The organism is Desulfogranum mediterraneum DSM 13871 (assembly GCF_000429965.1).
Taxonomy (GTDB): domain Bacteria; phylum Desulfobacterota; class Desulfobulbia; order Desulfobulbales; family Desulfobulbaceae; genus Desulfogranum; species Desulfogranum mediterraneum.
The window spans coordinates 207,069-232,464 of record NZ_AUCW01000003.1; the positions used below are offsets into that span (position 1 = coordinate 207,069).

Here is a 25,396-nt window from a genome sequence, read left to right on the forward strand (position 1 = left end):
GGCTCCTAGTCGGCAGAGTCGACAGGGTCGACAGGGTCAAGCAGTGCCAGAAGCTGCTCACCGCTACGGACAATGTTACCGGCCCCCAGGGTCAGCACCAGATCATTGGGCTCCACCATGGAGAGCAAGGCCTGGGGATCGGTGATCAGCTCCGGGATCAGGTAGGTCTGACGCTGGCCATGCTCGCGAATGGCCTCGCGAAGGGCCTGGGAGCTCACCCCCTCTATGGGCGCCTCGCTGGCAGGATAGATATCGGTGAGGATCAACACATCTGCCCGGTGAAAGGCGGTGATAAAGTCATTAAACAGCCCCTGGGTCCGACTGTAGCGATGGGGCTGAAAGGCGACCACCAGCCGTCGTTCCGGCCAGGCCTCACGCACCGCATCCAGGGTGGCCCGGATCTCGGTGGGATGATGGCCGTAGTCATCCACCACCAGCACCCCATTGGCCTCGCCCTTGACTTCCAGCCGTCGTTCCACCCCCTGGAAATCGGCCAGGGCCCCTGCGATGACCTCAAAGTCAATCTCCAGCTCCAGGCCGACGGCAATGGCTGCCAGACTGTTATAGATGGTATGGCGTCCCGGTCGGCGCAAACGGACCTCTCCCAGGTCCCGACCGCGCTGACGGACCGTGAAGCAACTCTCACCGTTATGGCTGACAATCCTGGTGGCGTAGATATCGGCCTGTTCGGTCAGGCCGTAGGTAATGGTCCGTTTACGGATCCGGGGCAGGAGCTGGGCAATGTTCTCATCGTCAAAACAGACCACTGCTGCCCCGTAAAAGGGGAGCCGGTTGATAAACTCGAGAAAGACCTCTTTGATATGGTCCAGATCCCGGTAATAGTCCAGGTGTTCCAGGTCGATATTGGTCACCACCTCGATCACCGGTGAGAGCTTGAGAAAAGAGCCATCGCTCTCGTCCGCCTCAGCCACCAGAAACTCCCCCTCACCCAGCTTGGCATTACTGCCGCCCAGGTGGGCCACCTTGCCCCCCACCACCACGGTGGGGTCCAGCCCGGCCTCACCGAGGATGGAGGCCAGCAGAGAGGTGGTGGAGGTCTTGCCGTGGCTGCCGGCAACGGCGATGCCATACTTTTTCAGGCGCATCAACTCGGCCAGCATCTCTGCCCTGGGAATCACCGGGATATGTTCCTCCCTGGCCTGGACCACCTCTGGATTTTCCCCGGCAATGGCGGTGGAGGTGACCACCACGTCGGCACCTGCCACCCAGGCGGCCTGATGACCGCGGTGAATGATGCCGCCCAGAGACTCCAGACGCCGGGTGATCTCGGTGGACTGCAGGTCCGAACCACTGACCCGGTAGCCCAGGTTCAGGAGGAGCTCGGCGATGCCGGACATGCCGATGCCGCCGATGCCGACAAAATGAATATGCTTGGTTTTCCTGTACATGACTCTTCTCTACTCGCTCTGCTCGCTGGTTATGATAGGTATCCTGCTCAGCTCCGGCGGCTGAGCAGTTCCACGCATTGGTCTACGATCCGCTCCGTGGCCTCGGGTATGCCCTGCTGCCCCATGGAGGCTGCCATCTGCTCAAGGGTCGCCTGATCCCGCAGGCAGGGTTCCAGCAGATCGGCCATACCGGTGCCACTGAGTTCCTCTTCCCGCTTGAGCAGGCAGCCCCCTGAGCCGGCATAGTGGAGGCCGTTAAACCACTGATGATCATCGGCTGCATAGGGATAGGGAACGAGCAGGGCCGGCAGGCCCACCACGGCCAGTTCGGCCAGGGTGGTGGCCCCGGCCCTGGAAATCGCCATATCGGCGGCAGCATAGAGTGCGGCCATATCGGTGAAAAAGGGCTGCACCTCGGCCTCCAGCCCCAGCCCCTGGTATGCCTCCTTCACCAGGGCATGATCCATTTCCCCGGTCTGATGGATCATCCTGGGGCGCAGGCCTCGTTGTACCAGCTCTGCCACGGCCTCAACCACCAGCTGATTGACCCGGTGGGCACCCTGACTGCCGCCAAGGACCAAGAGCACAGGGGGATCATGCTCCTCCCGCTCCCGGCCGGCCAGGGCAAGGATCTGCTCGCGAACCGGGTTACCGGTCAGGACGGTCCGGGCGGCAGGAAAAACCTCTCCGCAGGGGATGGAGGTACAGATCCGATCAGCCAATCGGCCGGCCAGCTTGTTGGCCAGGCCTGGTACCGAGTTCTGTTCATGGATACAGGTCGGCAGGCCCAGCAGCTTAGCCGCCAGGAGCACCGGCCCGGTGACATAGCCCCCCACCCCCAGGACCAGCTCGGCCCGAAAGCCCCTGAGCAAGCTGAGGGCCTGGAACACGGCCAGAGGCTGACGGAGCAGGCTGCGGACCTTGGCCGGATACCCGGCCCCCTTGATGCCGCTGCAGCGGATAACCGCCGTCGAGAGTCCTGATCTGCGGAGGATCTCCTGGTCCATGGCCCGGGCCGTGGTGATGAAGAGGACCTCGGCCGAGGCCAGGCGCTGCTCCACCCCCCTGGCCACGGCCAGGCCTGGGAAGAGATGGCCGCCGGTTCCGCCTCCGCTTACCACCAGACGCATCTTACTTGGCCGCCGCGAGCAGAGGGTGATGACAGTAGATTTCACCACGGCCGTGAACCACGAGCGGATGCCGGCTGACGATAAAGGAGTCAATCTCCCTCATCACCCGGGAAAAACAGGCAGGGCAGTAGCCGTGGCTGAACCGCTCAACCCCGGACTTGGAGTCGGGATAGCCCCAGTTGCCGGCATGCTCTACTTTCTTGCAGATACAACATACTCTGGTCATCTCCCTTCCTTTGCGGTTTCTGTTTCCTGCTTGAGTTGGAGCACACAGCGGCTAAACACCTCGCCTCGATGGCCATAGCCCTGAAACATATCAAAGCTGGCACAACCCGGGGCAAGGAGGACGCAGTCGCCGGGAGCTGCGACCCCGCTGGCCAGCGCCACCGCCTCCTCCATGGAGGAGGCCTGACTGATTGCCAGCCGCCCCCTGAAGAGAGCGGCCAGCTTGGCGGCGGCCTCGCCGATCAGGACCAGATGCCTGACCCTGCTCGCCAGCAGCTCGGCCAGGGGCCGAAAGTCACTGTCCTTGTCCCGGCCGCCGGCGATGAGGATGAGCGGCTGTTCGCTCCCTGCCAGGGCGGCCTGGAGGGCCCCGACATTGGTGGCCTTGGAGTCGTTGATGTAGCGCACCCCGTCGATCATGGCCACCTCTGCCATCCGATGGGGCGGCGGCTGAAAACCAGCCAGGCCGAGCTGGACCGCTTCGGGCCCGATATCAGTTGCCCCTGCAGCCGGCGTCCTCAGCAGGGGCGGCAGCAGGCGGACGGCCAGGAGCGCGGCTGCCGCATTCAGGCGATTCACCGCCGTAGCCAGGCTGGTCTGCTCCAGCCGGTAGCGTTCCGGCGGAGGTACTGACCGAGCCGCATCTCGTTCCAGGGTCAGCTCGATGATATCGCCGCAGACCCTGGCCTCACTGGTGGCACCATGGCCAAAACGATAGAGCGCAACCCCGGGAGCTGTCCCTGCCTGATCGAGCCGGGAATCATCTCCTCCCAGGATGGCGATATCCCCGGGCTGCTGCTTGGCAAGGAGCTTGAGTTTGGCTCCCATATAGGCCTCCAGGCTATGATGCCGGTCCAGGTGATCCGGGCTGATATTGAGGATCATAGCTATCTCCGGCCTGAAGTCTCCGGCCAGCTCCAGCTGAAAGCTGGACAGCTCCAGGACCACGGCCTGGTACCCTCCCGGATCGACGAAAAAATCCAACAGGGGGGTACCGATATTCCCGCCGACAAAGGTGCGAATCCCCTGGGCAGCCAGGAGCTCGCCCACCAGTTCGGTGACCGTGGTCTTGCCGTTGGAGCCGGTTATGGCGATCACCGGCAGTTGGAAACGTCCGGCTGCCAGGGCCAGTTCACCCAGGAGCGGAATATTTCGGGCAGCGGCTGCCTGGAGGATGGGGATATCAAGGGGGACCCCGGGGCTGGGGACGATATAGTCGCTCTCCAAAACAAACCCCCTGCTATGTTCTCCCCACTCCAGGGCTACGCCCAGTTGCTCCAGGGCTTCAAGCTGTCCCGGGTCAAGGGCCTCTGCCGGTCCACGGTCGGACAGGGCCACCTCCTGGCCATGGGCGAGCAGGAAGCGGACCACCGATAGCCCGGCCGCGCCGCAGCCCAGGACCACCCCTCTCTTTCCGGGAGTCAACGGAATGCTCATCGCAGCTTCAGGGTTGCCAGGGCAACCAGGCCTAAGATGATGGAGATGATCCAGAAGCGGACCACCACCTTGGGCTCGACCCAGCCCTTCTTCTCAAAATGGTGATGGATGGGCGCCATTAAAAAGATGCGCTTGCCGCCGCTCAGCTTGTAGTAGCCGACCTGGAGGATCACCGAGAGGGCCTCCACCACAAAGATGCCGCCGACAATGGCCAGGAGCAGTTCCTGCTTGATGATGATGGAGACCGCTCCCAGGGTCCCGCCCAGGGCCAGGGAGCCCACGTCGCCCATGAAGATCTGGGCAGGGAAGGTGTTAAACCAGAGAAAGCCCAGACAGGCCCCGACCAGGGCCCCGCAAAAGACCGCGACCTCGCCCGCACCCTGGATAAAGGGGATCTGGAGATACTCGGCCATCACCATGTTGCCTGCCACGTAGGAGAAGAGCAGGTAGACCGAGCCGCTGATCACCACCGGACCTGCAGCCAAGCCGTCCAGGCCGTCGGTGAGGTTGACCGCGTTGGAGGCGCCGACGATGACCAGCACTGCCAGGGGAATGTACCACCAGCCCATATCCGGCTGAATGCCTTTGAAAAAGGGCAGGCTCAGGCGACCGTCATACTCGGGATGGAGCAAGAGGTAGAGGGCGACCATGGAGGCGCCCACAATCTGCAGCAACAGTTTTTCCCTGGCAGTGAGCCCCCGGGAGTTGCCCTTACGGATCTTTTTCCAGTCGTCCACCGAGCCGATGGCCCCGAAGAAGAGGCAGATCCCGAGAAGCAGCCAGACCAGGCCATTGGTCAGGTCGGCCCAGATCATGGTGGAGAAGGTCATGGCAAAGAGAATAAGCATCCCGCCCATGGTAGGAATGCCCTGTTTGGAAAAGTGGGACTCCGGCCCATCCTCGCGGATGACCTGGCCGATCTGCCTCTTCTTTAACCAGGCAATAAACCAGGGGCCCACCACAAAGAGCACCAGAAAGGCGGTCACCGAGCTGCCGATGGAGCGAAAGGTGATATAGCGGAATACATTCAACCAACTGTACTCCGTATAGAGGGGATAGAGAAAATTATACAACATTACTATTTAGAGATCCAACTCTGGGGTTAAGTAGCCTTCCAAGGCCTCAATCATGGTTTCCATTCGCATGCCCCGGGAACCTTTGGCCAGGATCCAGTCCCGTTGGCTGATCACCCCGTTGGTCACCAGCTGATAGAGCCAGCCGGCAATGTCCGTGGGAGTGGAAAAACAGTGGATATCCTTGGCTGCCATCCCGGCGGCCCGTGCCCCTGCAGCCACCTGCTCCGCCTGCGCACCGGTCACGGCCAGCATGGTGTAACCAAGCTCTGCCACCAGGCGGCCGAGCTCTTCATGGGCAGGGCCTGCGGCCTCACCCAGCTCAAGCATGTCGCCCAGGGCGGCAACCCGGCTGCACCCTTCACCAAAGGCGGCCACTGCCCGCAGGGCAGCCTCCATGGAGGCAGGATTGGCATTGTAGGTATCGTTGACCACCTGGACCCCGCCGGGGAGGATCTGGGCGGCCATCCGTTTATCAAAGGCCTGGTAACGTTCCAGGCCGGCAACGATGGCCTCAGGGGCAACACCGGCTGCCAGGGCAATGGCAGCAGCGGCAGCACCATTGCTGACATTATGCAGCCCTGGAACCCGGAGCTGCAGCCGGGCCTTCCACCCCTCAAGCTCCAGGGTAAAGCGGCTGCCTGCGGCCCCCAGGTTGACCACCCGGGTGACCTTGACTCCTGGCCGGAGTTTCCTGCCCGCCGGGGTAACAGCAAAACCCAGCTGGCGGCCGCCGACCCTGCGGCTGAGCCTGCGGAGATGGGGGTCATCGCAGTTGATCACCTTCACCTTCTCCGCCCCCATGCCGGCAAACAACTCGCCCTTGGCCCTGGCCACGCCTGCCACGCTGCCCAACCCCTGAAGGTGGGCCGGCTGGACGTTGGTGATGCAGCCGATATCCGGCTCGGCAATGGCGGTGAGTCGGGCAATCTCTCCAAAGCTGTTCATCCCCATCTCCAGGATGGCGGTGGTATGGCTCGGCTGCACCGGCAGCAGGGAGAGGGGCAGGCCGATGAGGTTGTTGAAATTTCCGCCGGTCTTGAGGATCGGATCCATGGGGCCGGTTCCCTCGTTCTCCTGGGCAGCAAAGATCGAGGCAGTCATCTCCTTGACCGTGGTCTTGCCGGAGCTGCCCGTGATGGCCACCACCTGCAGGCGAGCCCCCAGCTTCTGCCGACGATAGCCGGCCAGATCTCCCAGGGCCCGGAGGGTATCCTCCACCCGGATGACCAGGACCCCGGGGGGCAGCTTAAGCGGCTCCCGCTCGACGATCAGGGCCGCCGCCCCCCGGCTGCAGGCCGCATCCAGGTAACGGTGGCCGTCAAACTGTTCACCACGCAGGGCGACAAAGACGTCCCCCTCTCCGATCCGACGCGAATCCGTGGAGATCCCAGCAAAGACCTGCGCCTCTGCAGCAGCGAGCAGCTCACCCCCTGTGGCTGCGGCCAGCTCGGCCGGGGTCCAGGCCACCAGTCCGTTCAGGGCCTCCAGGCGATCGTCAAAGAAGAGTTTCTCCCCGGCTGCCAGCTGATACTGTTCATGGCCCTTGCCCGCGATCACGATCCAGTCCCCCTGCTCTGCCAGGGCACAGCTCTGGACGATGGCCGCACGCCGGTCCTCGATAACGACAAAGGTGCGTTCCGGCGTGTCCCGGCCCAGAGCCGCAGTGATCGACTGCTGCCGGCTGCTGCCGCTCTCGGCGAGGCCGGGGAGGATGTCGGCAATGATCTGCCCAGGGGCCTCGCCCCTGGGATTATCCGAGGTCACCACGCTGAGATCGGCATAACGGCCCGCCACCGCTCCCATCTGGGCCCGCTTGCCCCGATCCCGGTCGCCGCCACAGCCAAAGACACAGATCAAGCGTTTGGGCCCGAGCTCCCGGACGGTCTTGAGAACGTTTTCCAGGGCATCCGGGGTGTGGGCATAATCCACCAGGATCACCGGCTGCCGCTCGGCCTGCAGGGGGTTGAGCACCACCCGTTCCATCCGGCCCGGGACCTGCTCCAAGCCGCCCAGGGCGGTGATCATGGTGGCCAGATCCAGACCAAGCGCATGCCCCACCCCGGTTGCCACCAGGATATTGAGCAGATTAAATCGACCGATCAGGGGGGCCTGGAGCCTGCCCTCCTCTCCCCCTACCCGCAGCCGACAACGGCTGCCGGCTGCATCCTGAACCAGCTCTGCGGCCCGGATTTCATGGCCAGGACCGAAACCGCAGCAGAGTCGGGAACAGCCCTCCAGGGCGGAGTACAGACGCTGACCCCAGTTTTCACTGCCTCCGCAGTCTTCGGTGACCACAACCGCCGTGCCTGTAGGCTTGAGATGCTCCTGGAAGAGCCGCTGCTTGGCCTGAAAATAGGCGGCAAAACTCTGATGATAATCGAGATGATCGCGACTCAGGTTGGTAAAGGCGCAGACATCGAAACAGAGACTGCCCAAGCGGTGCTGATCCAGGGCATGGGAGGAGACCTCCATGATCAGGTGGCTCACCCCCTGGTCCGCCATCTCCCGGATCAAGCGCTGCAGGGTCAGGGGATCCGGGGTGGTCAGGGGGGCCTCGCAGATCACCCGGGTCTCATGGTTGTGACGGTAGCGATAGTTGATCGTGCCGATCACCCCGGGGGTATGCCCTGCCTGGACCAGAAGCTGCTCCAGCAGCCAGGTGCAGGTGGTCTTACCGTTGGTGCCGGTTATCCCGATGGTGACCAGGCCCTCGGCCGGGTGATCATACCAGGCTGCGGCCATCTCTGCCAGGGCAGACCTGGGATCATCGACCTCGATGATCAGTTCCCGGGGTCCTCCGCCGTTTCTGGAGTGAATCGTTCCCCGGCGGGCCACCACGGCCACCGCTCCCCGGGCAAAGGCCTGATCTATAAAATCATGGCCATCGAGCCGGCTCCCTTCAAGGGCCACAAAGAGCGTACCCGGGCCCACCTCGGAGCTGCTGCAGGTCAGGTGGCTGACCGCTGTGGAAGCGCCAGTCTCTTCCCGGGAGAGCTGGGGGTTCGCCACCCCGGCCAATATGGTTTCCAGGTCATGATGCATAGGTCTTAAATTTCCGACTCCAAGGTGAGGATACACTCATCTATACCCCGCAGGGATGCCCCTGGCGCAGGTTGCTGATCAACAATGGTGCCGCTGCCGCTGATCCGAAGACGAAGGCGATGGCGGTTCAGTCGCTGCAGCCCTTTACGCAGACTCAGACCGGTGACCTGGGGCATGGCCAGGGGTGGCGCACTGACCACCTGCTCCGGTTCCTGGAAGTCCAGGCGTTTACTGATAAAAAAACGACGCAAATTCTCGCGGCTCTTGCCCCCGGGAAAACCGTTCTCTTCCCGGGGCGTGCTCGCCCCCAGCTGGGTAAGCATGGTCTCGCCAATGGCCGCAAGCCGCATCCGCTTCTTGCCCCGGCGGCTGGGCAGGGGGTAGAGCCGATCTTTTTCCACGGCCATGATCAGGAGGTACTTCGGCCTGGTCGCCGGAATCATGCCCACATAGAGCTCCTGCATCAGATAGCGGGACAGACCATCTTCCAGCTCAACACCCACATGGGAGGAGGTGACGCTGACCACCTTGCTGCCGGCCTTTGCCCTGCTCTCGGCTCGATCGGATCGAAACAGCTCCCGACGAATGACCACCCCTGCGGCCGGATCCAAGACATGGCGACGCTCCACACTGTCTCCCCGCCGGGGGTACCTGGCCCCGGTGGCATGATCATAGAGACCAGCCAGCATATAGGGGGTAATCCGCCAGCCGCCGTTGACCAGACTGGCCAGGGCAACCCCCATCTGGGCAGCGCTGAGGGCGGTCCTGGTGGAGCCGAAGCCAAGTACAGCAGCAGGATCCGTGGAGCTGCTCCAGCTGTTGCTCACCGGCGCAAAGAGCTGGAGCCCTTGCTCAAACTCAGCCACCTCTTCCGGGCTCAAACCATAATCAGGGGCCCCCACGGTTCGGGGGAGCAGCCTGCCGGCAGAAAGGCCCTTACGCTCGATGGCGGCGGCCCGGGTAATCAAGCCCTGGATCAAGCCTTTATGCAGATAACGGTGGTAGAGCCGGTTACGCTGCACCCGTTCGTCGGCCTGCCAAAAGTAGTTGGGGTTAAAGGAGGGATGGTTCAACACCGCCAGGACCCTGCCGCTGAACGGCTCGAGCAACACCCCCATGCCCTTGGCTGCATCCTGCTGAGTCAGGTAGTCTCGGAACCTTGCCTCCAACTGTTTCTGGAGTTCAATATCCAGGGTAAGGATCAGATCCGTGGTGGTCCGCCCCAGTTTCTCTTCCTCCTTGAAATCAATGGCCGCTGCAGCAGCGTTGCGGAACTCTCCGGGCTGGAGGACCGTATCAAAGACGCCTTCGATCCCTGCCAGGCCCGTCCCCTCGCCCACAAAGCCGAGGGCATGGGAGGCAAGGGTATGGCCGGGATAAAAACGGACCTCCTCGGCCTTGGCATAGACCCCTGCAAGGCCCGCAGCCGTTACCGCCGCGGCCTGGTCACGGTCCAGGTCGTCGGCAAGCTCCACCACCCGCTGACGGCTCCTGAGTTGCACCTCCAGGATCTCTCTCTTTTCGCCGACAATGGCTGCCAGGGCCTCGGCCACCCTATGGCGATCCTCGATCTCTGCCGGATGCACATAGAGGCGAAAGAGGCGATAGGATACGGCCAGTTCCCTGAGGGAACGATCGTAGATCGTGCCCCTTAAAACAGCATCAGCGGGCGACTCGCCCGCTGATCTCTGCAAGAGGCTGTTGACCAGGGAGGCCATTGACCTGCCGACACCCCGGAGGGATGGGGAGAAGAGCTGAAGGGCAATGGCAGCGCTGACCGACAGGACGAGAGCAAGGAGCAGATAGAGTCGTTGTCGTTTCCTCTGTTTCTTTTGACTGGGAGAAATCGTACGTACCATGGATCACATGGAATGAACCTGACCTTTTTTCGGGACAAAGAGTCCTAAGCGGGCTCCGGCAACGGCCTGAATATGTCGCGCCGAGATCAACCTGTCCCGTTGCTCCCGAAGAAGGGCCTGCTCCTCGGCCAACTGACGCCCCTGCTGCTCCAGCTGGGCCATACCAAGCTGGACCCGTCCAATCTGCCAGGAAAAGAGCTGACTGGCCGCAAGCACCACCAGCAGGGCCGCCACCACCATCACTGCCAGGGCCCTGCGCAACTCGGCTGTTGCCGGCAGAAAGGTCTTGGCTGCAGGCCGTTGACGCATCACAACGGGGCGGTGAACGGGTCGATAGGTTCTCACATTATAATTTACTATCATAACACCTCCTCCTTGGGCTCGATAGGGCTTCAACAGGGCTTCAACTCCGGCTGCGATCCGCAGCCTCTGTTCGCTGGGCCACCCGTAACTTGGCGCTGCGCGAACGCGGATTGTCGTGCACTTCTTCGACCGAGGCCTGTACCGGTTTTCTGGTCAGGACCTGATATGCGGGATGCTCGCTGAAGGTCTTTTTCACCATCCGGTCCTCCAGGGAGTGGAAACTGATGATACAGATCCGGGCTCCGGGGGCCAGGACCTGGGGAGCGGTGGTCAACAGTCGAAGGATGTTGTCAAACTCTCCGTTGACGGCGATCCGCAGGGCCTGAAAGACCTTGGTGGCCACATGTATCTTCTTGGGATGATACTTCAGCGGTATGGCCCGAGCCACGATCTCCGCCAGCTGGCCGGTACTCACCACCGGGGCCTGGGCCCGGGCTTCAACCAGGTAGCGGGCGATCCGTCTGGCCTGGCGCTCTTCACCGTAGTGATAAAACACATCTGCCAGCTCTGCCTCGCTCAACCTGGCGACCAGCTCGGCAGCGGTCAGCCCCCCCTCCTGGTTCATCCGCATATCCAGGGGGGCGTCCTGACGAAAGGTAAAACCCCGCTCTCCCCGGTCCAGGTGGAGCGAAGAGACCCCCAGGTCGGCAATCAAACCGTCAATCTGGTGGATTCCCCGTCGCTCCAGCTCCTCCACCAGGTTGGCGTATGAGGCACTGACCAGATGAAAGCGCTCCCCGTGGCCGCCCAAGCGCTCACCGGCCAGGATCGCTGCGTCTTTATCCCACTCAAAGCCATAGACGCCGCCAACCGGCGGGGTATGCCTGAGCAGCTCGCCGCTGTGACCGCCGAGCCCCAGGGTGGCATCCACGTACACCCCACCGGGCACAGGGGCCAGCCAGTGAAGGATCTCCCGGCTCAACACCGGCACATGTAAGGTGCTGTTCTCGGTTACCATGACAAGGACAAAAGGCTATAGGATACCCAGGGAGGAAAGCCCTGGGCTGAAGTCGGAAAATCTGTTTCTGGTCTTGAGCCGTTCTGCGGCCCAGGCATTTTTTTCCCAGATCTCAAAATGATGCAGCATCCCGTTGAGGACCACATCTTTTTCTATCTCAAATTCACTGCGCAGGGTGCCCGGCAGGAGAATCCTGCCCTGCCTGTCCAGGGTGCACTCGGTGACCCCGGAGATGACGTAGCGGACAAAGTCGGCAAAACCAGGTTGCATCCTCCCCTGGTCGATCAGCTTTTCTTCGAGCTCTTCCCATTCGCTGAGCGGATAGGCACGAAGACAGTTGTCCCAGTTGGTGACAATCAGGGTTTCGCTATAGATCTCGCGCAACACCTCCCGGAACCGGCTGGGAATGTTCAGCCGTCCCTTGGTGTCTAGGGTGTGTTCTGAGCGACTGCGAAACCTGTATTCTGCCATGTCTTCCTTCAGAGCATATCTTCAGGAGCGACGCACCCCCTTTTAACCACTTTGCACCACCATACACCCGTTGTATACCAAGCAGAAAAGAGCGTCAAGGACAAATCATCAGAAGATCAGCATGTTGCCCCCTGGAGACTAAGGGGGCAACATACCATATATAGTGGCTCACCAGGGGTCGCCACCACCACATGAGCGATGGACGTAATCCCAGGATCGAGCAGAGCAGCAGGGGACCAAGCGACGTTCCCTTCTCAAGGGGCTGAAATCCAGAAACTTTTAGAGAAAGACAGTTGCTCTCCCGAGCGCACGATCAACTCATTTTTTTTAAACTAGAGGGTGACGAAGCAGGGGGGTGCAAAGTGGGGAAGACGAAAAAAGGGGGTCCATCCGGATCTCCCAAGGCATGAGCAGCGGGGACCTCTCCCCTCCCTGTCATCCATTGTTTGGTTGTCATTCCCCCGTAGGGCGGGAATCCAGTCTTGGGGGGAACCATGAAGCCCCCTAATCCCTCCACCTTGACGACCATACGAAATGGGACATTCTACACCGGTGTGAGCAACGACCTACTAAGGCAGCGTATCTGGGAACAGATAACAATCAAGCAGAAGTATAGGCAAAAAATGGCGTAAAAGTTGAGAAATACAACGCAGAGCAGGAATCCCCCCCAGTGGTTATATGAGAGATTGGTGTAAAGAGCTGGATGCCCGCCTGCGCGGGCATGACGGAGAGGGGGAAAGGAACCGGAACCTTTTTTTAGCTGGATGCCCGCCTGCGCGGGCATGACGGCAAAATTGATATATCCATAATGAATTCTATTAAAACCAGCCAGGAGATCTCCCGCAGGGATAGTGCTCCTCATCGTATGGGACTATTCGGAAGGGACATCCCTCATACTTTTTGGGCCTGAAGGTGAGGATCAGATTATGCCAATGAACATCTTCACGATTTTTTGAATCTTGGAACAGGCGAGCTTAGGTCCCAACCTTCTTGTATAGGAGATGCGTTGTTAGGCCCTTTTGAAAAATTAGAATATACTGAGAAAAGAGAGGGAGACACAGGAACAGGAAAAGAGGAGGCAAAGACCGGCTCAGCCTGCGCTCCGATCCCCTTACTCGAACAAGCGGCCCTGGTGGAGCCGCTGGGGCGGGGTATACTCGAAGTGGAGGTAGGCCGCCTCGGTGGCCATGCGACCACGGGGGGTACGCATCAGGAAGCCGGATTGAATCAGGAAGGGCTCATAGACATCTTCCAGGGTGTTTTTCTCTTCGCAGACCGCAGTGGCCAGGGTCTCCAGGCCGATGGGGCCGCCCTGGAACTTCTCGATCAGGGTGAGAAGAATACGGCGATCCATCTCGTCCAGGCCCAGGCGGTCCACATTGAGCATATTCAGGGCCTGGTCGGCGACCTCGGCGGTCACCACCGGATGGCCCCCGACCTCGGCAAAATCCCGGACCCGCCGCAGCAGGCGGTTGGCGATCCTGGGGGTGCCCCGGGAACGCTTGCCCAGCTCCAGGGCGCCCGACTCGTCGATCCTGAGCCGGAACAGGCCGGCGGTCCGCTGGATAATGGTCTTCAGCTCCTCGGGGCTGTAGTAGTCCAGGCGAAGGATCACCCCAAAGCGATCCCGCAGGGGCGGGGTCAGCAGGCCGGTTCTGGTGGTGGCCCCCACCAGGGTAAAACGGGGCAGATCCATCTTCACCGAACGCGCCCCCGGTCCCTGACCTATGACCAGATCAAGCTGGTAGTCCTCCATGGCCGGATAGAGGATCTCTTCCACCACGTGATTGAGCCGGTGGATCTCGTCGATAAAGAGCACATCGTCGGGCTGGAGACTGGTCAGGATCGCGGCCAGGTCGCCGGGCCGCTCGATCACCGGGCCTGAGGTCACCTTGATCCCGGCGTTCATCTCCTGGGCAATGATATAGGCCAGGGTGGTCTTGCCCAGGCCGGGAAAACCGTGAAACAGGACATGGTCCAGGGGTTCGTTACGGCGACGGGCCGCCTGGATAAAAATCCGCAGACTCTCCTTGAGCCGCTCCTGACCGATATACTGATCCAGGCGCCTGGGCCGAATCTCCAGCTCAGGCTGGAGATCACCCTCCCGCTCGTCGCCGGCCAGCAAACGTTTGCCGCTGCACTCTTCTTCAAAATTCATGGCTCACCTACCTGCCTGCTCCTGCCTGGGCCAGGCCCTGGAGGGCCAGGCGGATAAGCTCCTCCACGGCCAGCTGATCCGCCGTTTCCGGATGCCGCTGCTGCACCTGGCGCAGGGCCTGCCAGGCCAGGTGCTGGGGATAACCCAGGTTGACCAGGGCAGACACCGCATCCTGCATACCGTTTCCCCCTGGCACTGTCCCGGGGGCTGCCCCGGCCTTGGCAAGGGCCGGCGAGACTCCACCGCCCAACCCCAGGCCGGTGACCTTTTCCGCCAGCTCCACACAGAGGCGCTGGGCAGTCTTCTTGCCCACCCCGGAGATGGAGGTGAGCCTGGCATGATCCTGCATGCTGATGGCGCTGCAGAGCTCGCTCAAGCCCAGACCGGAGAGGATGGCCAGGGCCAGCTTGGGACCGATGCCGGAGACCGTCACCAGGAGGAGAAAGAGCTCCTTGGCCTCCTGGTCGCCGAAACCGTAGAGGGTGATGGAGTCCTCGCGGACACTGGTATGGATCAGGAGAAAACACTCCTCGCCCACCCGGGGAAGGGTGTCATGGGTGCGGGCCGAGATCAGGACCTCGTAGCCCACCCCCTGGACATCGAGGATGACCGCACTGTTATCTTTGAACCTGAGGATACCGTTTAGGGAGGCGATCATGGTGTGGACCAGGCAGGGAAGGGCCGCTGAACAAAAGAGCGGGAAGGAACGAAAGAAATAGGCATCATCAGGGGTCGGTTCTTCTCATCGGCTGAAACTTTGCTGATAGCTCAGATGCTGGGCATGACAGATGGCCACGGCCAGGGCATCGGCTGCATCGCTTGAGGGGGTTACATCCAACTCCAGCAGGGCCTGGACCATCTGCTGCACCTGGGCCTTGTCGGCCTGCCCATAGCCGGAGATGGTCTGCTTGACCTTACGGGCGGTATAGTCAAAGACCTGGAGTGGGTACTGCTGCACCGCGACAATGGCGGCACCCCGGGCATGGCCGAGCTTGAGGGCGGAACCGGGGTTACGGCTGACAAAGATCTCCTCCACCGCAGCCACCTGGGGCTGGTGGCTGGCTACCACCTGAGAGATCCCCTCAAAGATGATGGCCAGCCGCCTGGAAAAATCCGCCTCATGGGTGGTGCGGATGGTGCCGCAGGCAATGAAACCGAGTTCATGGCCCCGTGCGGCAATCACCCCGTAGCCGGTCACCCGGGAGCCCGGATCAATCCCGAGGATACGTATCACCGGCTTGGCTCAGGCTCCCTCTCAGGAGAGGGCTTCCATCAGTTCGTCGGGAATATCGAAGTTGGCATGCACCTTCTGCACATCGTCGTGATCTTCCAGATTTTCCAGGAGACGCAGCAGGGACTTGGCCGACTTTTCCTCGCTGACATCCACCATGTTCTGCGGCACCATGGTAATGGCGGCCTCACTGCAGCTGACCTCGCTCTTTTCCAGCCCTTCCACCACGTCGTTGAAGTCCTCGGGCAGGGTCAGGACCTGATAGCCATCCTCCTCTTCCACCACATCCTCGGCTCCGGCCTCCAGGGCGATGTCCATCAGGGTCTCTTCATCCACCCCTTCCTTGTCCACGGTGATGGTGCCCTTCTTGTCAAACATCCAGCCCACACAGCCCGATTCACCCAGGTTCCCCCCGGACTTGGCAAAATAATGACGGATATCAGCCACGGTCCGGTTCTTGTTGTCGGTCATGGTCTCCACCAGTACCGCCACCCCGCCGGGGCCATAACCTTCATAGAGGATCTCCTCATAGACGGCTCCGTCCAGGTCACCGATTCCCTTCTTGATGGCCCGATCAATGTTGTCCTTGGGCATATTCTCTGACTTGGCAGAGATGATCGCACTCCGCAGTCTTGGATTGCCGTCAGGGTCACCACCGCCCATCTTGGCGGCAATGGTGATCTCCTTGATCAGCTTGGTAAAGATCTTACCGCGCTTGGCATCGATGGCCCCTTTTTTCCGCTTGATCGTGCTCCATTTTGAATGTCCTGACACTGACTGACTCCCTCTTTGATTCTATTTATTCTATTTATCTCCAGATGAGCGTGAACAGCGATCCCCTCTGCCTCTTTCGGCAGAAAGCCCGAGCCGCCTGTCCAAGAGCCCCATCTCTTACGCCATTATGATTATGCAGTGCAATCCCTCTCCCCCCGGCTGCAGCTCCTGCTGCCGATGGCTCAGGCCGGTTGGGCCCTGGGACGAAAACCACGGCCGAGAATAAAGACCTCCCGACTCTCCTTACGCGAACTCTTGGGCTTGACCACCTTGACCGTCTGAAAGAAGGGCTTGCACTCCTCCACCACCTGGGGAAAGTCTTCCCCCTGGAAGGCCTTACAGTAGAAGGTCCCGTTTTCGTGCAGCAGGGAGCGGGACAGTTCCAAGACCCTGCGGACCAGACGCATGGACTGTTGGTGATCGGCATACTGGCTGCCGGTGGTTCGGGGCGCCATATCACTGAGCACCACATGGAAACCCTGCCACTGCCTGCGCAGCTCTTCAACCAGATCATCGGCAAAGACATCATAACAGAGCCAATGGATTTCGGCATTGGGTTTTTGCTGGGGGATATCCGTTGGCTGCAGATCCACTCCCACCACCACCCCCTGCTCCCCGACCACCTCGGCGGCATAGATACTCCAGCTGCCCGGATGACAGCCGAAATCGATGACCCGTTGCCGTTTCTTTAAAAAACGATACTTCTGCTGGACCTCTTCCAGCTTATAGACCGAGCGGGCCGGATAGTTGTCTTTCTTGGCCTTGTTGAAATAAAAATCCTGGGGTTTACGCATAGTTTCCCTTTCTTCGTTTTCCCGCTTAAGCGGGATCTGTAATACTTCAATTTCTTCTTTACGCTCAGACCGGGCGAGAACATCCATCGCAGATATTCACTCGAGGCCACCTTGATACTCCGGGATCAGCGAGACTGGACGAAACTCATTCAGGGCAACTGCCCCTGGGTGCTGCTACGACTCTTCCCGCTCGGCCAACAGCTCAGCCACCAGGGCCAGGGCCTGCTCACGGCTGACCACCCTCTGCTCCATCCGGGCCTCGGTAACCGCCTTCAGAAGCACCTTAAACAGCGGCCCCGGGACCAGACCGAACTCGCCAATCAGGTCCCTGCCCGTGAGCAGCGGCTCCCCCTCCAGTACCGGGGCCACATTCTCGCGGGCAACGGTCTCCAGCCGGTCATAGAGCCTGCCGAGCTCCGCCTCCATCTCCTCGGGCCGCAGGCTCCCCTGCCCGGCCCTGGCATCGGCCATGGCCAGCAGAAAGAGGCCCGCCAGCTCCTCTCCCAGGCTCTCGAGCAGACGGATACAGGCCTTGGTGGAAACCGGGCCCTGTCGGGCCACATTGGCCAGATGAAAGGGGCGCATATGCTGGCTGATCAGGCGGGCCACCCGCCGCTGCGCCCGGCTGCTCCAACGATAGCGTTCTGCAAACCCGGCAAAGAGAGCGGCCCCCACCTGGTCATGGTTATAGAAGGTGATCCGTCCCCCCCGGGCCTGATCAATCCCATGGGTCCGGGGCTTGCCCACGTCATGGAACAGGGCTGCCCACTTGAGAACCAACTGGTTGGCCGGGTCCCGGCCATAGAGCGCCAGCGACTCCCTGGGCGGGGCATAACCGCAGGAGGGGCTGGCCAGGAGAGCCTCCATCTGCAGGAGGGCCTCGAGGCTATGGCCGAAGACGTCGAGATGATGACTGGCAGGTTGCGCCATCCCCTGCCCCGCCCGCAGCTCGGGCAGGAGCTCCCAGAAGAGGCCGGAGTCCACCATCGCACTCAAGGTCGGGGCCGCCCGCCCGGAGGCCATGATCAGGTCCAGCTCATGATGAATCCGCTCCGGAGCCACCGCAGCGATCAGCTGCCGTTGCCGCTGGACCAGGTCCGTGGTGGCCCCCTTGATGGTGAAGCCCAGGCTGGCTGCAAAGCGATAGACCCGTAAGAGCCGGAGCGGGTCCTCCTGAAAGGCCCCTTGAAAGGCATGGCGGATCCTTCCCTGCTCCAGATCGGCCAGGCCGCCCAGGGGATCGATCAGGGCCGGCTGCCCTGTCCCTGCCCCTGCCCCAGTTCCCTTTCCCTCTCCCTGCCCGAGCAGGGGGCTCAGGCAGCAGCCCAGGGCGTTGATGGTCAGATCACGTCTGCCCAGTTCCTGGCGAAAGCTGGTGGCTCCCTCTCGGAAGGCCGAGACATCCACGGTCACCCCCTGATGGACCACCCGGGCGGCATCCTCGTTGCGCCCCAGGGGCACATAGGTCCCGCCCACCAGGGCGGCCAGCTCCCGGGCAAGGAGACGGGCATCGGCCCGGATGGTCAGGTCTATATCCTGGGGTGAACGTCCCAGGAGCAGATCCCGAACCGTGCCGCCGGCAAGATAGATCCTGCCCGCTCGCCGCTGCTGCAGCCGGGCCAGGCTCTGCCGGAGCCAGTCCGGAAAGAGCCCGGCCAGCTGCTGAGCAGTGAGGTTTGAGGCCAGGGAGGCCGGGGAAGCCATGGCAGCCAACTACTCCAGCCGCCAGGCTTGGAAGCGGCTCTCTTCCAGCGGTGCAAAGATCCGGCTTTCACTGCCGGCCGGCGTCTCAACCATGACCTGGGCAGGCAAACTGACCCCGTCCACCTTCTTGGCAAAACGCACGGCCATGCCGGCAGCCACCCGGATCAGCTCTTCACCCTCCCCTGCTCCTGCCTCCCTGGCCGCGTAGCGCAGCAGACCGGTGGGGCCAGGGTGCTCAGTCATCTGCAACAGCCAGTCATCCGGACCACGGGCCGCCTCCAGCCGGAGGTTCTCCTCCTCGTTGCGCCCCAGGATCAGCCAGTAGCGGTCAAAGAGCAGATACTGACGCCCCAGCAGCAGCAGGTTGATGTCCTCCACCGTGATCCCTGCGCCGCCAAAGGGATGTTCCCCGCTGTAGAAGCGTTCGATCCTGCGGCCCAGGTTGACGTCGGTCAGGATACAGCCCCCGGCCGGGTTGGGATAGTCGGTGATCCCGAACTCCCGGGCCAGCTGCATCTGCGCCTTCCGCCCCCGGCCGGAGAAGCCGTGGAGACGGGAACGATCCACCAGCCCCTCCTGCTCGGCTGCTGTGGGATTGAGCAGCTTGGCAGAGAGCGGTCGCAGCAGCAGACCGCTGCAGCCGGATTCCCGTTCAATCACCCGCAGGGTATCCCTGCGCTGGGACATGGGCCGCTGCCCCAGGACCTCACCGGTGATCAGAAAGGAGGCTTTGTACCGGGCCATCCGCTCCCTGGCCCTGGTGAGCATCAGGATCTTGCAGTCGATACAGGGGTTGAAATGCTTGCCAAAGCCATGGGCCGGGTTATGGAGGAGCTCCAGATAGCCCTCACTCAGATCCACCAGCTCCACCGAGAGCCCGTATTTGCGTGCCACCTCGGCCTGGTACTCCTCCTCCCGGCCCAGCAGCTCATAGTCAAAGAAGGGGGTGACAAACTTCAGGGCCACCACCCGGATGCCCTGGGCCACCACCACCCGGCAGGCCAGGATCGAGTCCAGGCCACCGGAAAAGAGCCCTACTGCCGTTGTCTTTTTCATACCCTGCTCCGCTGTTGTTTGCGCTCCACCAGTTCTCTGGCATAGACCATGGTCTGGCCGCTGGGATCGGAGCCGCCCAGCATCCTGGCCAGCTCAGCCACCCGGGCCTCGGCATCGAGCCGGACCAGGACCGTCCTGGTCCGGCCGTCCCGGACCTGCTTCTCGATCTTGAAGTGGATATCCGCCCCGGCGGCGATCTGGGGCAGGTGGGTGATGCAGAACACCTGGTGATGACCGGCCAGCTGACGGATCTTCTCGGCCACCGCCTCGGCGGCCTGGCCGCTGATACCGGCATCCACCTCGTCAAAGATGACCGTGTCGACCTGATCGCGTCTGGCCAGGATACACTTCATGGCCAGCATCAGCCGGGAGAGCTCCCCTCCTGAGGCCACCTTGGCCAGGGGCTTGTCCGGCTCACCGGGGTTGGCGGAGAAACGAAACTCCACCGTGTCCAGACCGGTGAGCTGGACCCCCTCCATGCCCAGCCCCTCGGGTGCCTTGAGCTGAACCCGGAAACAGGCCTGATGAAAGCTCAACGAGGCCAGCTCCTCCTCCATGGCCTGCTCCAACTTCCGGGCCGCCTCCTTGCGGTACTGGGAGAGTTCCGTGGCCCTGAGCAGGGCCTTGGTGCTCACCTTTTCCAGCTCCAGCTCCAGCTCATCGATCTGCCCCTCCAGGTTCTCCAGGGCGACCAGCTCCTGACGGATGTTGCCGGCAAAGGCCAGGACCTCTTCCAGGGTGGCGCCATACTTGCGCTGCAGCTGCTTGAGCAGGGCCAAGCGCTCGGAGATGCCCTCCATCCTGGAGACATCCGTGGGGACGGCCGCCCCATAGGCGCTGAGTTCCTGCTCGATGTCGGCCACCTCGTAACAGGCAGAGATGGCCCGCTCGGCCAGGGCTGAGGCGTCGGGATCCAGCTCGGCCAACTGGCCCAGGTCCTTGCGCACCTCTGCCAGGGTATCGAGGATCTTGCCGGCAAAGAGCTGGTGAGCCTTATCGACGATGGCCACCACCGTGGCCGAAGACTTGAGCAGATCCCGCTCCCTGATCAACTCCTCGTCCTCGCCGACCACCAGCTGGGCCGACTCGATCTCCTCCAGCTGAAATTGAAAAAAGTCCTTCTGCTGCTCCTTGTCCTGCTCACGCTCCAGGAGCTGACGCAGCTCACTGGAGATCTTCTGCCACTGGCGAAACAGGCGGCTGTACTCGCTGCGCAGGGGCCACAGCTCCCCATAACTGTCCAAAAAATCCACATGGTGGCGCACGTTCAGGAGCTGCTGATTGTCATGCTGGCTGGCAATGTTCACCAGTCCCTCGGCCAGATCCGAGGCAATCCTGGCGGTCACCAGCTGGTCATTGATGTAGAGTTTACTCCGGCCCTGACGGGTGATGATCCGGCGGACGATACAGCCGGAACCATCACGCAGGGCCTGATCATCGAGCAGTTCCAGCAGGGGCTGCTGTTCCGGCCCGATCTCAAACAGGGCCTCGATCATGGCCTGGTCGCAATCGTTGCGCACCCAGGAGGCAGAGCTCCGCCCCCCGCCCAGGAGATGAATGGCCTGGAGAATGATGGACTTGCCGGCTCCGGTTTCACCGGTCAGAACGATCAGACCGGCACCACGTTCCGAGACGTCAAAGTGCAAGGCGTCCACCAGGGCCAGATTATGAACCCGCAATTCATGTAACATTCTAATCGATCCTCAAGAAGAGATCCGCTCGGCACCGACATAATCCTTGACTGGTTTCCAGACAGGAATTATCCTCGCGTAGATACATGTAAAATTTCCACCACAGAGGATTTGTCGTGCCCACCAAGCAACAGTTAAGTGCCAGCCTGGAAGATTATATCGAAGCAATTTACCACATTATCGCTGAAAAACAGGTTGCCCGAGGCAAGGATATCGCCGCACGACTGGAGGTCAGCGGGCCCTCGGTTACCGAGGCCCTGCGAGCCCTTTCCAGGAAGGGCCTGATCAACTACGTGCCCTATGAAGTCATCACCATGACGGCAAGCGGCCGAGAGGTGGCCGAAGACGTTATCGAACGCCACAACGCCCTGAAACAATTTTTCATCGAGGTCCTTGCCCTGGACGAAACCACCGCCGAACAGGGGGCCTGCAAGATTGAGCACACCGCTCCTCGGGAGATAATAAACAGGATGGTGCAATTTAGCAAATTTCTTGCGATCTGTCCCCGGGGCGGCAAGGAGTTGATCGCCGGCTTTGCCGATTATTGCAGCAAAGGGAGTCCCAGGGACAGCTGTGCCCAATGCGTCTCCCAGTGTCGGCAGATTGGGGGCGAGCAAGCCTAGGCCCCCAACGGTATGACCGGTATGGCTAGCTAGCCCTGGCCGCGAAGAAGCCGGAGGATCTCGCCCGGGTCCGGAAAACGCCCCAGCTGCTTCTTGGAAAACAGGGGCTGCTGGTCGCAGAGGACCTCAAAGACGCCGCCTGCGCCGGGGATCAGGGTGACCTCAAGCTGATCGCCAAAGGCCTGCTCCAACTCGGCTGCCAGACCGGCAGCCCTGGGTTGGTAGTTTCACTGCACACAATATTCAATGGATAGCTGCATAAGACCCTCCAGAGGCTAAAGAAGACGATTGCTTTCTTACCAGACAGCGGGCTATATTAGCACACTGATTGGCCGGTGCAATGGCTATGGCGTTTTTTTTGGCGCCGCGATTCCCGGGGCCGCAGCTCCGGGCCCCATGTCCCTCCTCCTGCTCTCCTGGTGAGCTTATGCCTGTCTATGAATTCACCGCCCTCGACGGCTCGGGCAAAAAAATAAAAGGCATCCTCGATGGCGACAGCGAGAGCGCCGTCCGTCAGAAGATCCGCAGTCAGGGCAACTATCCCGTCGAGATCAGGGAGACCTCGAGCCGGACGAAAAAGGAAAAGAAGGGCTCGCTGCTCTCGATCCAGCTGGGCCGCAGGGTTGCGCCCCAGGAGATCCATGTCGTCACCCGCCAGCTGGCCACCCTCCTGGGTGCCGGCATCCCCCTGGTCCAGTCGCTGGACGGGCTGATCGAACAGACCGCCAACCCTGTACTCAAGAAGATCATCGCCCAGATCAAGGATGCGGTCAACGAGGGCAACTCCCTGACCGTTGCCCTGGAAGAACACCCCCGCCTCTTTTCCAAGATCTACGTCAACATGGTCCGGGCCGGCGAGGCCTCCGGCTCCCTGGACGTGGTCCTGGAGCGATTGGCCGAGTTCGGGGAAAATCAGCAGGCCCTGCGCTCCCGGATCAAGGCGGCCCTGCTCTACCCCCTGTTCATGGCCCTGGTCGGCACGGTGGTCCTGGTGCTGCTGATCACCTTCATCGTGCCCAGTATCACAGGGGTCTTTGAAGGCACCCAGCAGGCCCTGCCTGTCCCCACCCTGCTCCTCATCGGCCTGAGTACCCTGCTCCAGCAGTTCTGGTGGCTGCTGCTGCTCATCCTGGCCCTCTCAAGCCTTGGCCTCTCCTATGGCCTCTCCACCTCCAGGGGCAAGAAACTGCTCGACCGGGCCAAACTGGCCCTGCCGGGCCTGCGCAGCCTCAACACCAAGATCGCCGCAGCCAGGTTCGGGCGCACCCTGGCCAGCTTGCTGGCCGCAGGCGTCCCCCTGACCGCCTCCCTGGAGATCGTCAAAAACATCATCAACAACACCATCCTGGAAGAGATCATCAACCAGGCCTGTGCAGAGCTGGAAAAGGGGAGGAGTCTCTCCCAGTTCCTCCGCGACAGCCCCTACTTTCCGCCCATGCTGGTGCAGATGATTGCCGTCGGCGAGCAGAGCGGGGCCCTGGAAAAGATGCTGGAAAAGGCGGCAGACAGCTACGAAAAAGAGGTGGAGGCCGCCATCCTGGCCCTCACCTCCATGATCGAGCCGGTGATGATCCTGGTCATGGGGGTGGCGGTGAGCTTCATCGTGATCTCCATCCTGCTGCCCATCTTTGAGATGAACCAGCTGATCAGGTGACCCGGAAGACCTCCTCCAGGGTGGTCTGACCGGCCAGGACCTTGTTGAGCCCGTCCTGACGCAGGGTCAGCATGGAGCTGCCCTCCATCTCCAGGGCCTTGTTCTTGATCTGGCCCGCATCCGAGGTGGTCAGGGTAAAACGCTTGAGCTCATCGCTTAAGATCATCAGCTCAAAGATCCCGATCCTGCCCCTGTAGCCGGTATCGAAGCAGGCCTGGCAGCCGACGCCCCGATGGAGCAGGCGTCCCCCCAACTCTTCCAGGCTCAGACCGGCCTTGGCCAGATACTCCTGGCTCGGCTCAAAGGACTCCCGGCAGTCCGGGCAGATCTGGCGCACCAGTCGCTGGGCCAGGATGGCATTGACCGAGGAGGAGACCAGGAAGGGCTCGACCCCCATGTCGATCAGCCGGGTGACGGCACTGGCGGCATCGTTGGTATGGAGGGTGGAGAAGACCAGGTGGCCGGTGAGGGCGGCCTGGATGGCGATCTCGGCGGTCTCCAGGTCACGGATCTCACCCACCAGGATGATATCTGGATCCTGGCGGACGATGGTGCGCAGGCCATTGGCAAAGGTGAGGCCGATCTTGGCATTGACCTGCATCTGACTGACCCCGTCCATCTGATACTCGATGGGATCCTCGACGGTGATGATGTTGACATCCGGACTGTTGAGGATCCCCAGAGCAGAGTAGAGGGTGGTGGTCTTGCCGCTGCCGGTGGGACCGGTGACCAGGATGATCCCATGGGGGGCCTTGATCAGCTCCAGGAAACTCTCCATATCCCGGGGAGCCAGGCCCAGGGCCTGGAGCGGCAGGTAGGCGGTGGACTTATCCAACAGCCGCATCACCACCCGCTCGCCAAAGGCCGTGGGCAGGGTGGAAACCCGGATATCCACATTCTTATCCGCGATCCTGATCTCGATCCGACCGTCCTGGGGCAGCCGTTTCTCGGCAATATCCATCCGGGCCATGATCTTCACCCGGGAGATCAACTTGGCCAGGACATGGCGGGGCGGAGAGTACATGTCATAGAGGATACCGTCCACCCGTTTGCGGATCTTGACCCGATCCTTGTAGGGCTCGATATGGATATCACTGGCATTGTCCCGCACGGCCTGGGAAAGGACCAGGTTGACCAGCTTGATCACCGGGGCATCGCTGGTATCATCCAGCAGGTCGGCGGTCTCCTCGATGGCCGAGAAGATCGAGTCCGGGGTCTCCTCCTCGTGCATATCCTGCATCACCCGGTCTGCAGCCCCCTGGCTGGTAATGTCGTAGGCGGCGTTTATGGCCACAAAGATCTCATTCTGGGGGGCCAGCACCACCCGCATCCCCTCCCAGTCCAGGAGCCGTTTGAGGTCATCCAGCTGCTGAAAAAACTGGGGCTCGGCCAGGGCGACAAAGGACTCCTCACTGGTGGCCACCGGGATCATCTTATATTTTTTCAGATAGCCGATGGGCACCCGCTCGACAAAAAAAGGCTCAATCTCCTTGGGCAACTCCCTGACGACCGAAAGGCCGCACTGCAGACTCCTGGCCTCCAGCAGCTGTTCCTCGGTTATCTTCTGCTGCTGCACCAGGATATTGCCAGTCTTGCCCCCCTTTTCCTGCTTCACCTCCAGGGCGGCCGTCAGACTCTCCTCATCCAGGCCGAACTGCTCCTGTAAGATCTCTCCAATGCGTTGCATAGTGCTCACTCAGCGGATTAAAACCAAAAAAATCTTCCCCCTGGCTCTGTAGCG

At 61.5% G+C, this 25,396-nt stretch carries 22 protein-coding genes; 2 read left to right on the plus strand and 20 right to left on the minus strand.

The features are described 5' to 3' along the window. Nucleotides 1-5: 5 nt before the first annotated feature. From murC to recN, 18 genes are all read right to left on the minus strand, one after another. Nucleotides 6-1,409, minus strand: coding sequence for a UDP-N-acetylmuramate--L-alanine ligase (murC, locus tag G494_RS0100915; protein WP_028583002.1), 1,404 nt, complete (start codon nucleotides 1,407-1,409; stop codon nucleotides 6-8). 47 nt (nucleotides 1,410-1,456) lie between these two features. Next, entirely contained in the window at nucleotides 1,457-2,539 is a 1,083-nt protein-coding gene (murG, locus tag G494_RS0100920) for an undecaprenyldiphospho-muramoylpentapeptide beta-N-acetylglucosaminyltransferase (RefSeq protein ID WP_028583003.1), read from the minus strand. Nucleotide 2,540: 1 nt separating this feature from the next. Further along, complete coding sequence (locus G494_RS0100925; protein ID WP_028583004.1) at nucleotides 2,541-2,765, minus strand: hypothetical protein; 225 nt, start codon at nucleotides 2,763-2,765, stop codon at nucleotides 2,541-2,543. Further along, the gene (gene murD, locus G494_RS0100930) at nucleotides 2,762-4,201 is read right to left on the minus strand and encodes a UDP-N-acetylmuramoyl-L-alanine--D-glutamate ligase (protein ID WP_028583005.1); all 1,440 of its coding nucleotides are present in this window, start codon (nucleotides 4,199-4,201) and stop codon (nucleotides 2,762-2,764) included. Before murD ends, G494_RS0100925 begins: the two co-directional genes overlap by 4 nt. Continuing rightward, complete coding sequence (gene mraY / locus G494_RS0100935; RefSeq protein ID WP_028583006.1) at nucleotides 4,198-5,277, minus strand: phospho-N-acetylmuramoyl-pentapeptide-transferase; 1,080 nt, start codon at nucleotides 5,275-5,277, stop codon at nucleotides 4,198-4,200. Before mraY ends, murD begins: the two co-directional genes overlap by 4 nt. Nucleotides 5,278-5,283: 6 nt before the next feature. Next, a complete protein-coding gene (locus G494_RS0100940) occupies nucleotides 5,284-8,319 on the minus strand; it encodes a UDP-N-acetylmuramoyl-L-alanyl-D-glutamate--2,6-diaminopimelate ligase (protein WP_028583007.1) in 3,036 nt (1,011 codons plus the stop codon). A 5-nt stretch (nucleotides 8,320-8,324) separates the two neighbouring features. Continuing rightward, entirely contained in the window at nucleotides 8,325-10,178 is a 1,854-nt protein-coding gene (locus G494_RS0100945) for a PASTA domain-containing protein (RefSeq protein ID WP_084456240.1), read from the minus strand. A 3-nt stretch (nucleotides 10,179-10,181) separates the two neighbouring features. After that, nucleotides 10,182-10,541 carry a hypothetical protein gene (locus tag G494_RS0100950; protein WP_153305712.1) on the minus strand — a complete coding sequence of 120 codons (360 nt, stop codon included), beginning with the start codon at nucleotides 10,539-10,541 and terminating at the stop codon, nucleotides 10,182-10,184. Between the two features lie 40 nt (nucleotides 10,542-10,581). After that, nucleotides 10,582-11,499 carry a 16S rRNA (cytosine(1402)-N(4))-methyltransferase RsmH gene (gene rsmH / locus G494_RS0100955; protein WP_035245025.1) on the minus strand — a complete coding sequence of 306 codons (918 nt, stop codon included), beginning with the start codon at nucleotides 11,497-11,499 and terminating at the stop codon, nucleotides 10,582-10,584. 15 nt (nucleotides 11,500-11,514) lie between these two features. Continuing rightward, nucleotides 11,515-11,970 carry a division/cell wall cluster transcriptional repressor MraZ gene (gene mraZ, locus G494_RS0100960; RefSeq protein ID WP_028583011.1) on the minus strand — a complete coding sequence of 152 codons (456 nt, stop codon included), beginning with the start codon at nucleotides 11,968-11,970 and terminating at the stop codon, nucleotides 11,515-11,517. A 1,111-nt stretch (nucleotides 11,971-13,081) separates the two neighbouring features. Then, nucleotides 13,082-14,128 (minus strand): Holliday junction branch migration DNA helicase RuvB, encoded by a 1,047-nt coding sequence (gene ruvB, locus G494_RS0100970; RefSeq protein ID WP_028583012.1) that lies wholly within the window; start codon nucleotides 14,126-14,128, stop codon nucleotides 13,082-13,084. Between the two features lie 7 nt (nucleotides 14,129-14,135). Beyond that, complete coding sequence (gene ruvA, locus G494_RS0100975) at nucleotides 14,136-14,786, minus strand: Holliday junction branch migration protein RuvA (protein WP_028583013.1); 651 nt, start codon at nucleotides 14,784-14,786, stop codon at nucleotides 14,136-14,138. 84 nt (nucleotides 14,787-14,870) lie between these two features. Continuing rightward, nucleotides 14,871-15,362, minus strand: coding sequence for a crossover junction endodeoxyribonuclease RuvC (gene ruvC, locus G494_RS21320; protein ID WP_232362455.1), 492 nt, complete (start codon nucleotides 15,360-15,362; stop codon nucleotides 14,871-14,873). Between the two features lie 21 nt (nucleotides 15,363-15,383). Beyond that, on the minus strand, nucleotides 15,384-16,133 hold the full coding sequence (locus G494_RS0100985; protein ID WP_028583014.1) for a YebC/PmpR family DNA-binding transcriptional regulator: 750 nt from the start codon (nucleotides 16,131-16,133) through the stop codon (nucleotides 15,384-15,386). Nucleotides 16,134-16,315: 182 nt separating this feature from the next. Beyond that, complete coding sequence (locus tag G494_RS0100990) at nucleotides 16,316-16,927, minus strand: SAM-dependent methyltransferase (protein ID WP_028583015.1); 612 nt, start codon at nucleotides 16,925-16,927, stop codon at nucleotides 16,316-16,318. A 174-nt stretch (nucleotides 16,928-17,101) separates the two neighbouring features. Continuing rightward, nucleotides 17,102-18,631: a CCA tRNA nucleotidyltransferase gene (locus G494_RS21325; RefSeq protein WP_161629912.1), complete on the minus strand. Its 1,530-nt coding sequence runs from the start codon at nucleotides 18,629-18,631 to the stop codon at nucleotides 17,102-17,104. 9 nt (nucleotides 18,632-18,640) lie between these two features. After that, entirely contained in the window at nucleotides 18,641-19,687 is a 1,047-nt protein-coding gene (locus tag G494_RS0101000; RefSeq protein WP_028583016.1) for a thiamine biosynthesis protein, read from the minus strand. Then, a complete protein-coding gene (gene recN / locus G494_RS0101005) occupies nucleotides 19,684-21,378 on the minus strand; it encodes a DNA repair protein RecN (protein WP_028583017.1) in 1,695 nt (564 codons plus the stop codon). Before recN ends, G494_RS0101000 begins: the two co-directional genes overlap by 4 nt. Nucleotides 21,379-21,494: 116 nt before the next feature. Between recN and G494_RS0101010 the strand changes: the two genes are divergently transcribed. After that, nucleotides 21,495-22,001, plus strand: coding sequence for a metal-dependent transcriptional regulator (locus G494_RS0101010; protein ID WP_028583018.1), 507 nt, complete (start codon nucleotides 21,495-21,497; stop codon nucleotides 21,999-22,001). Between the two features lie 29 nt (nucleotides 22,002-22,030). Here the strand turns inward: G494_RS0101010 and G494_RS25940 are convergent, their stop codons facing one another. Continuing rightward, nucleotides 22,031-22,261, minus strand: coding sequence for a SelT/SelW/SelH family (seleno)protein (locus tag G494_RS25940; protein ID WP_084456242.1), 231 nt, complete (start codon nucleotides 22,259-22,261; stop codon nucleotides 22,031-22,033). A 167-nt stretch (nucleotides 22,262-22,428) separates the two neighbouring features. Between G494_RS25940 and gspF the strand changes: the two genes are divergently transcribed. Then, nucleotides 22,429-23,655: a type II secretion system inner membrane protein GspF gene (gspF, locus tag G494_RS0101020; RefSeq protein ID WP_028583019.1), complete on the plus strand. Its 1,227-nt coding sequence runs from the start codon at nucleotides 22,429-22,431 to the stop codon at nucleotides 23,653-23,655. On the opposite strand, the gene gspE is transcribed toward gspF, so the two are convergent. Continuing rightward, a complete protein-coding gene (gene gspE / locus G494_RS0101025) occupies nucleotides 23,648-25,342 on the minus strand; it encodes a type II secretion system ATPase GspE (protein ID WP_035245028.1) in 1,695 nt (564 codons plus the stop codon). The two genes, gspF and gspE, sit on opposite strands and share 8 nt — an antisense overlap. Nucleotides 25,343-25,396: the final 54 nt, after the last annotated feature.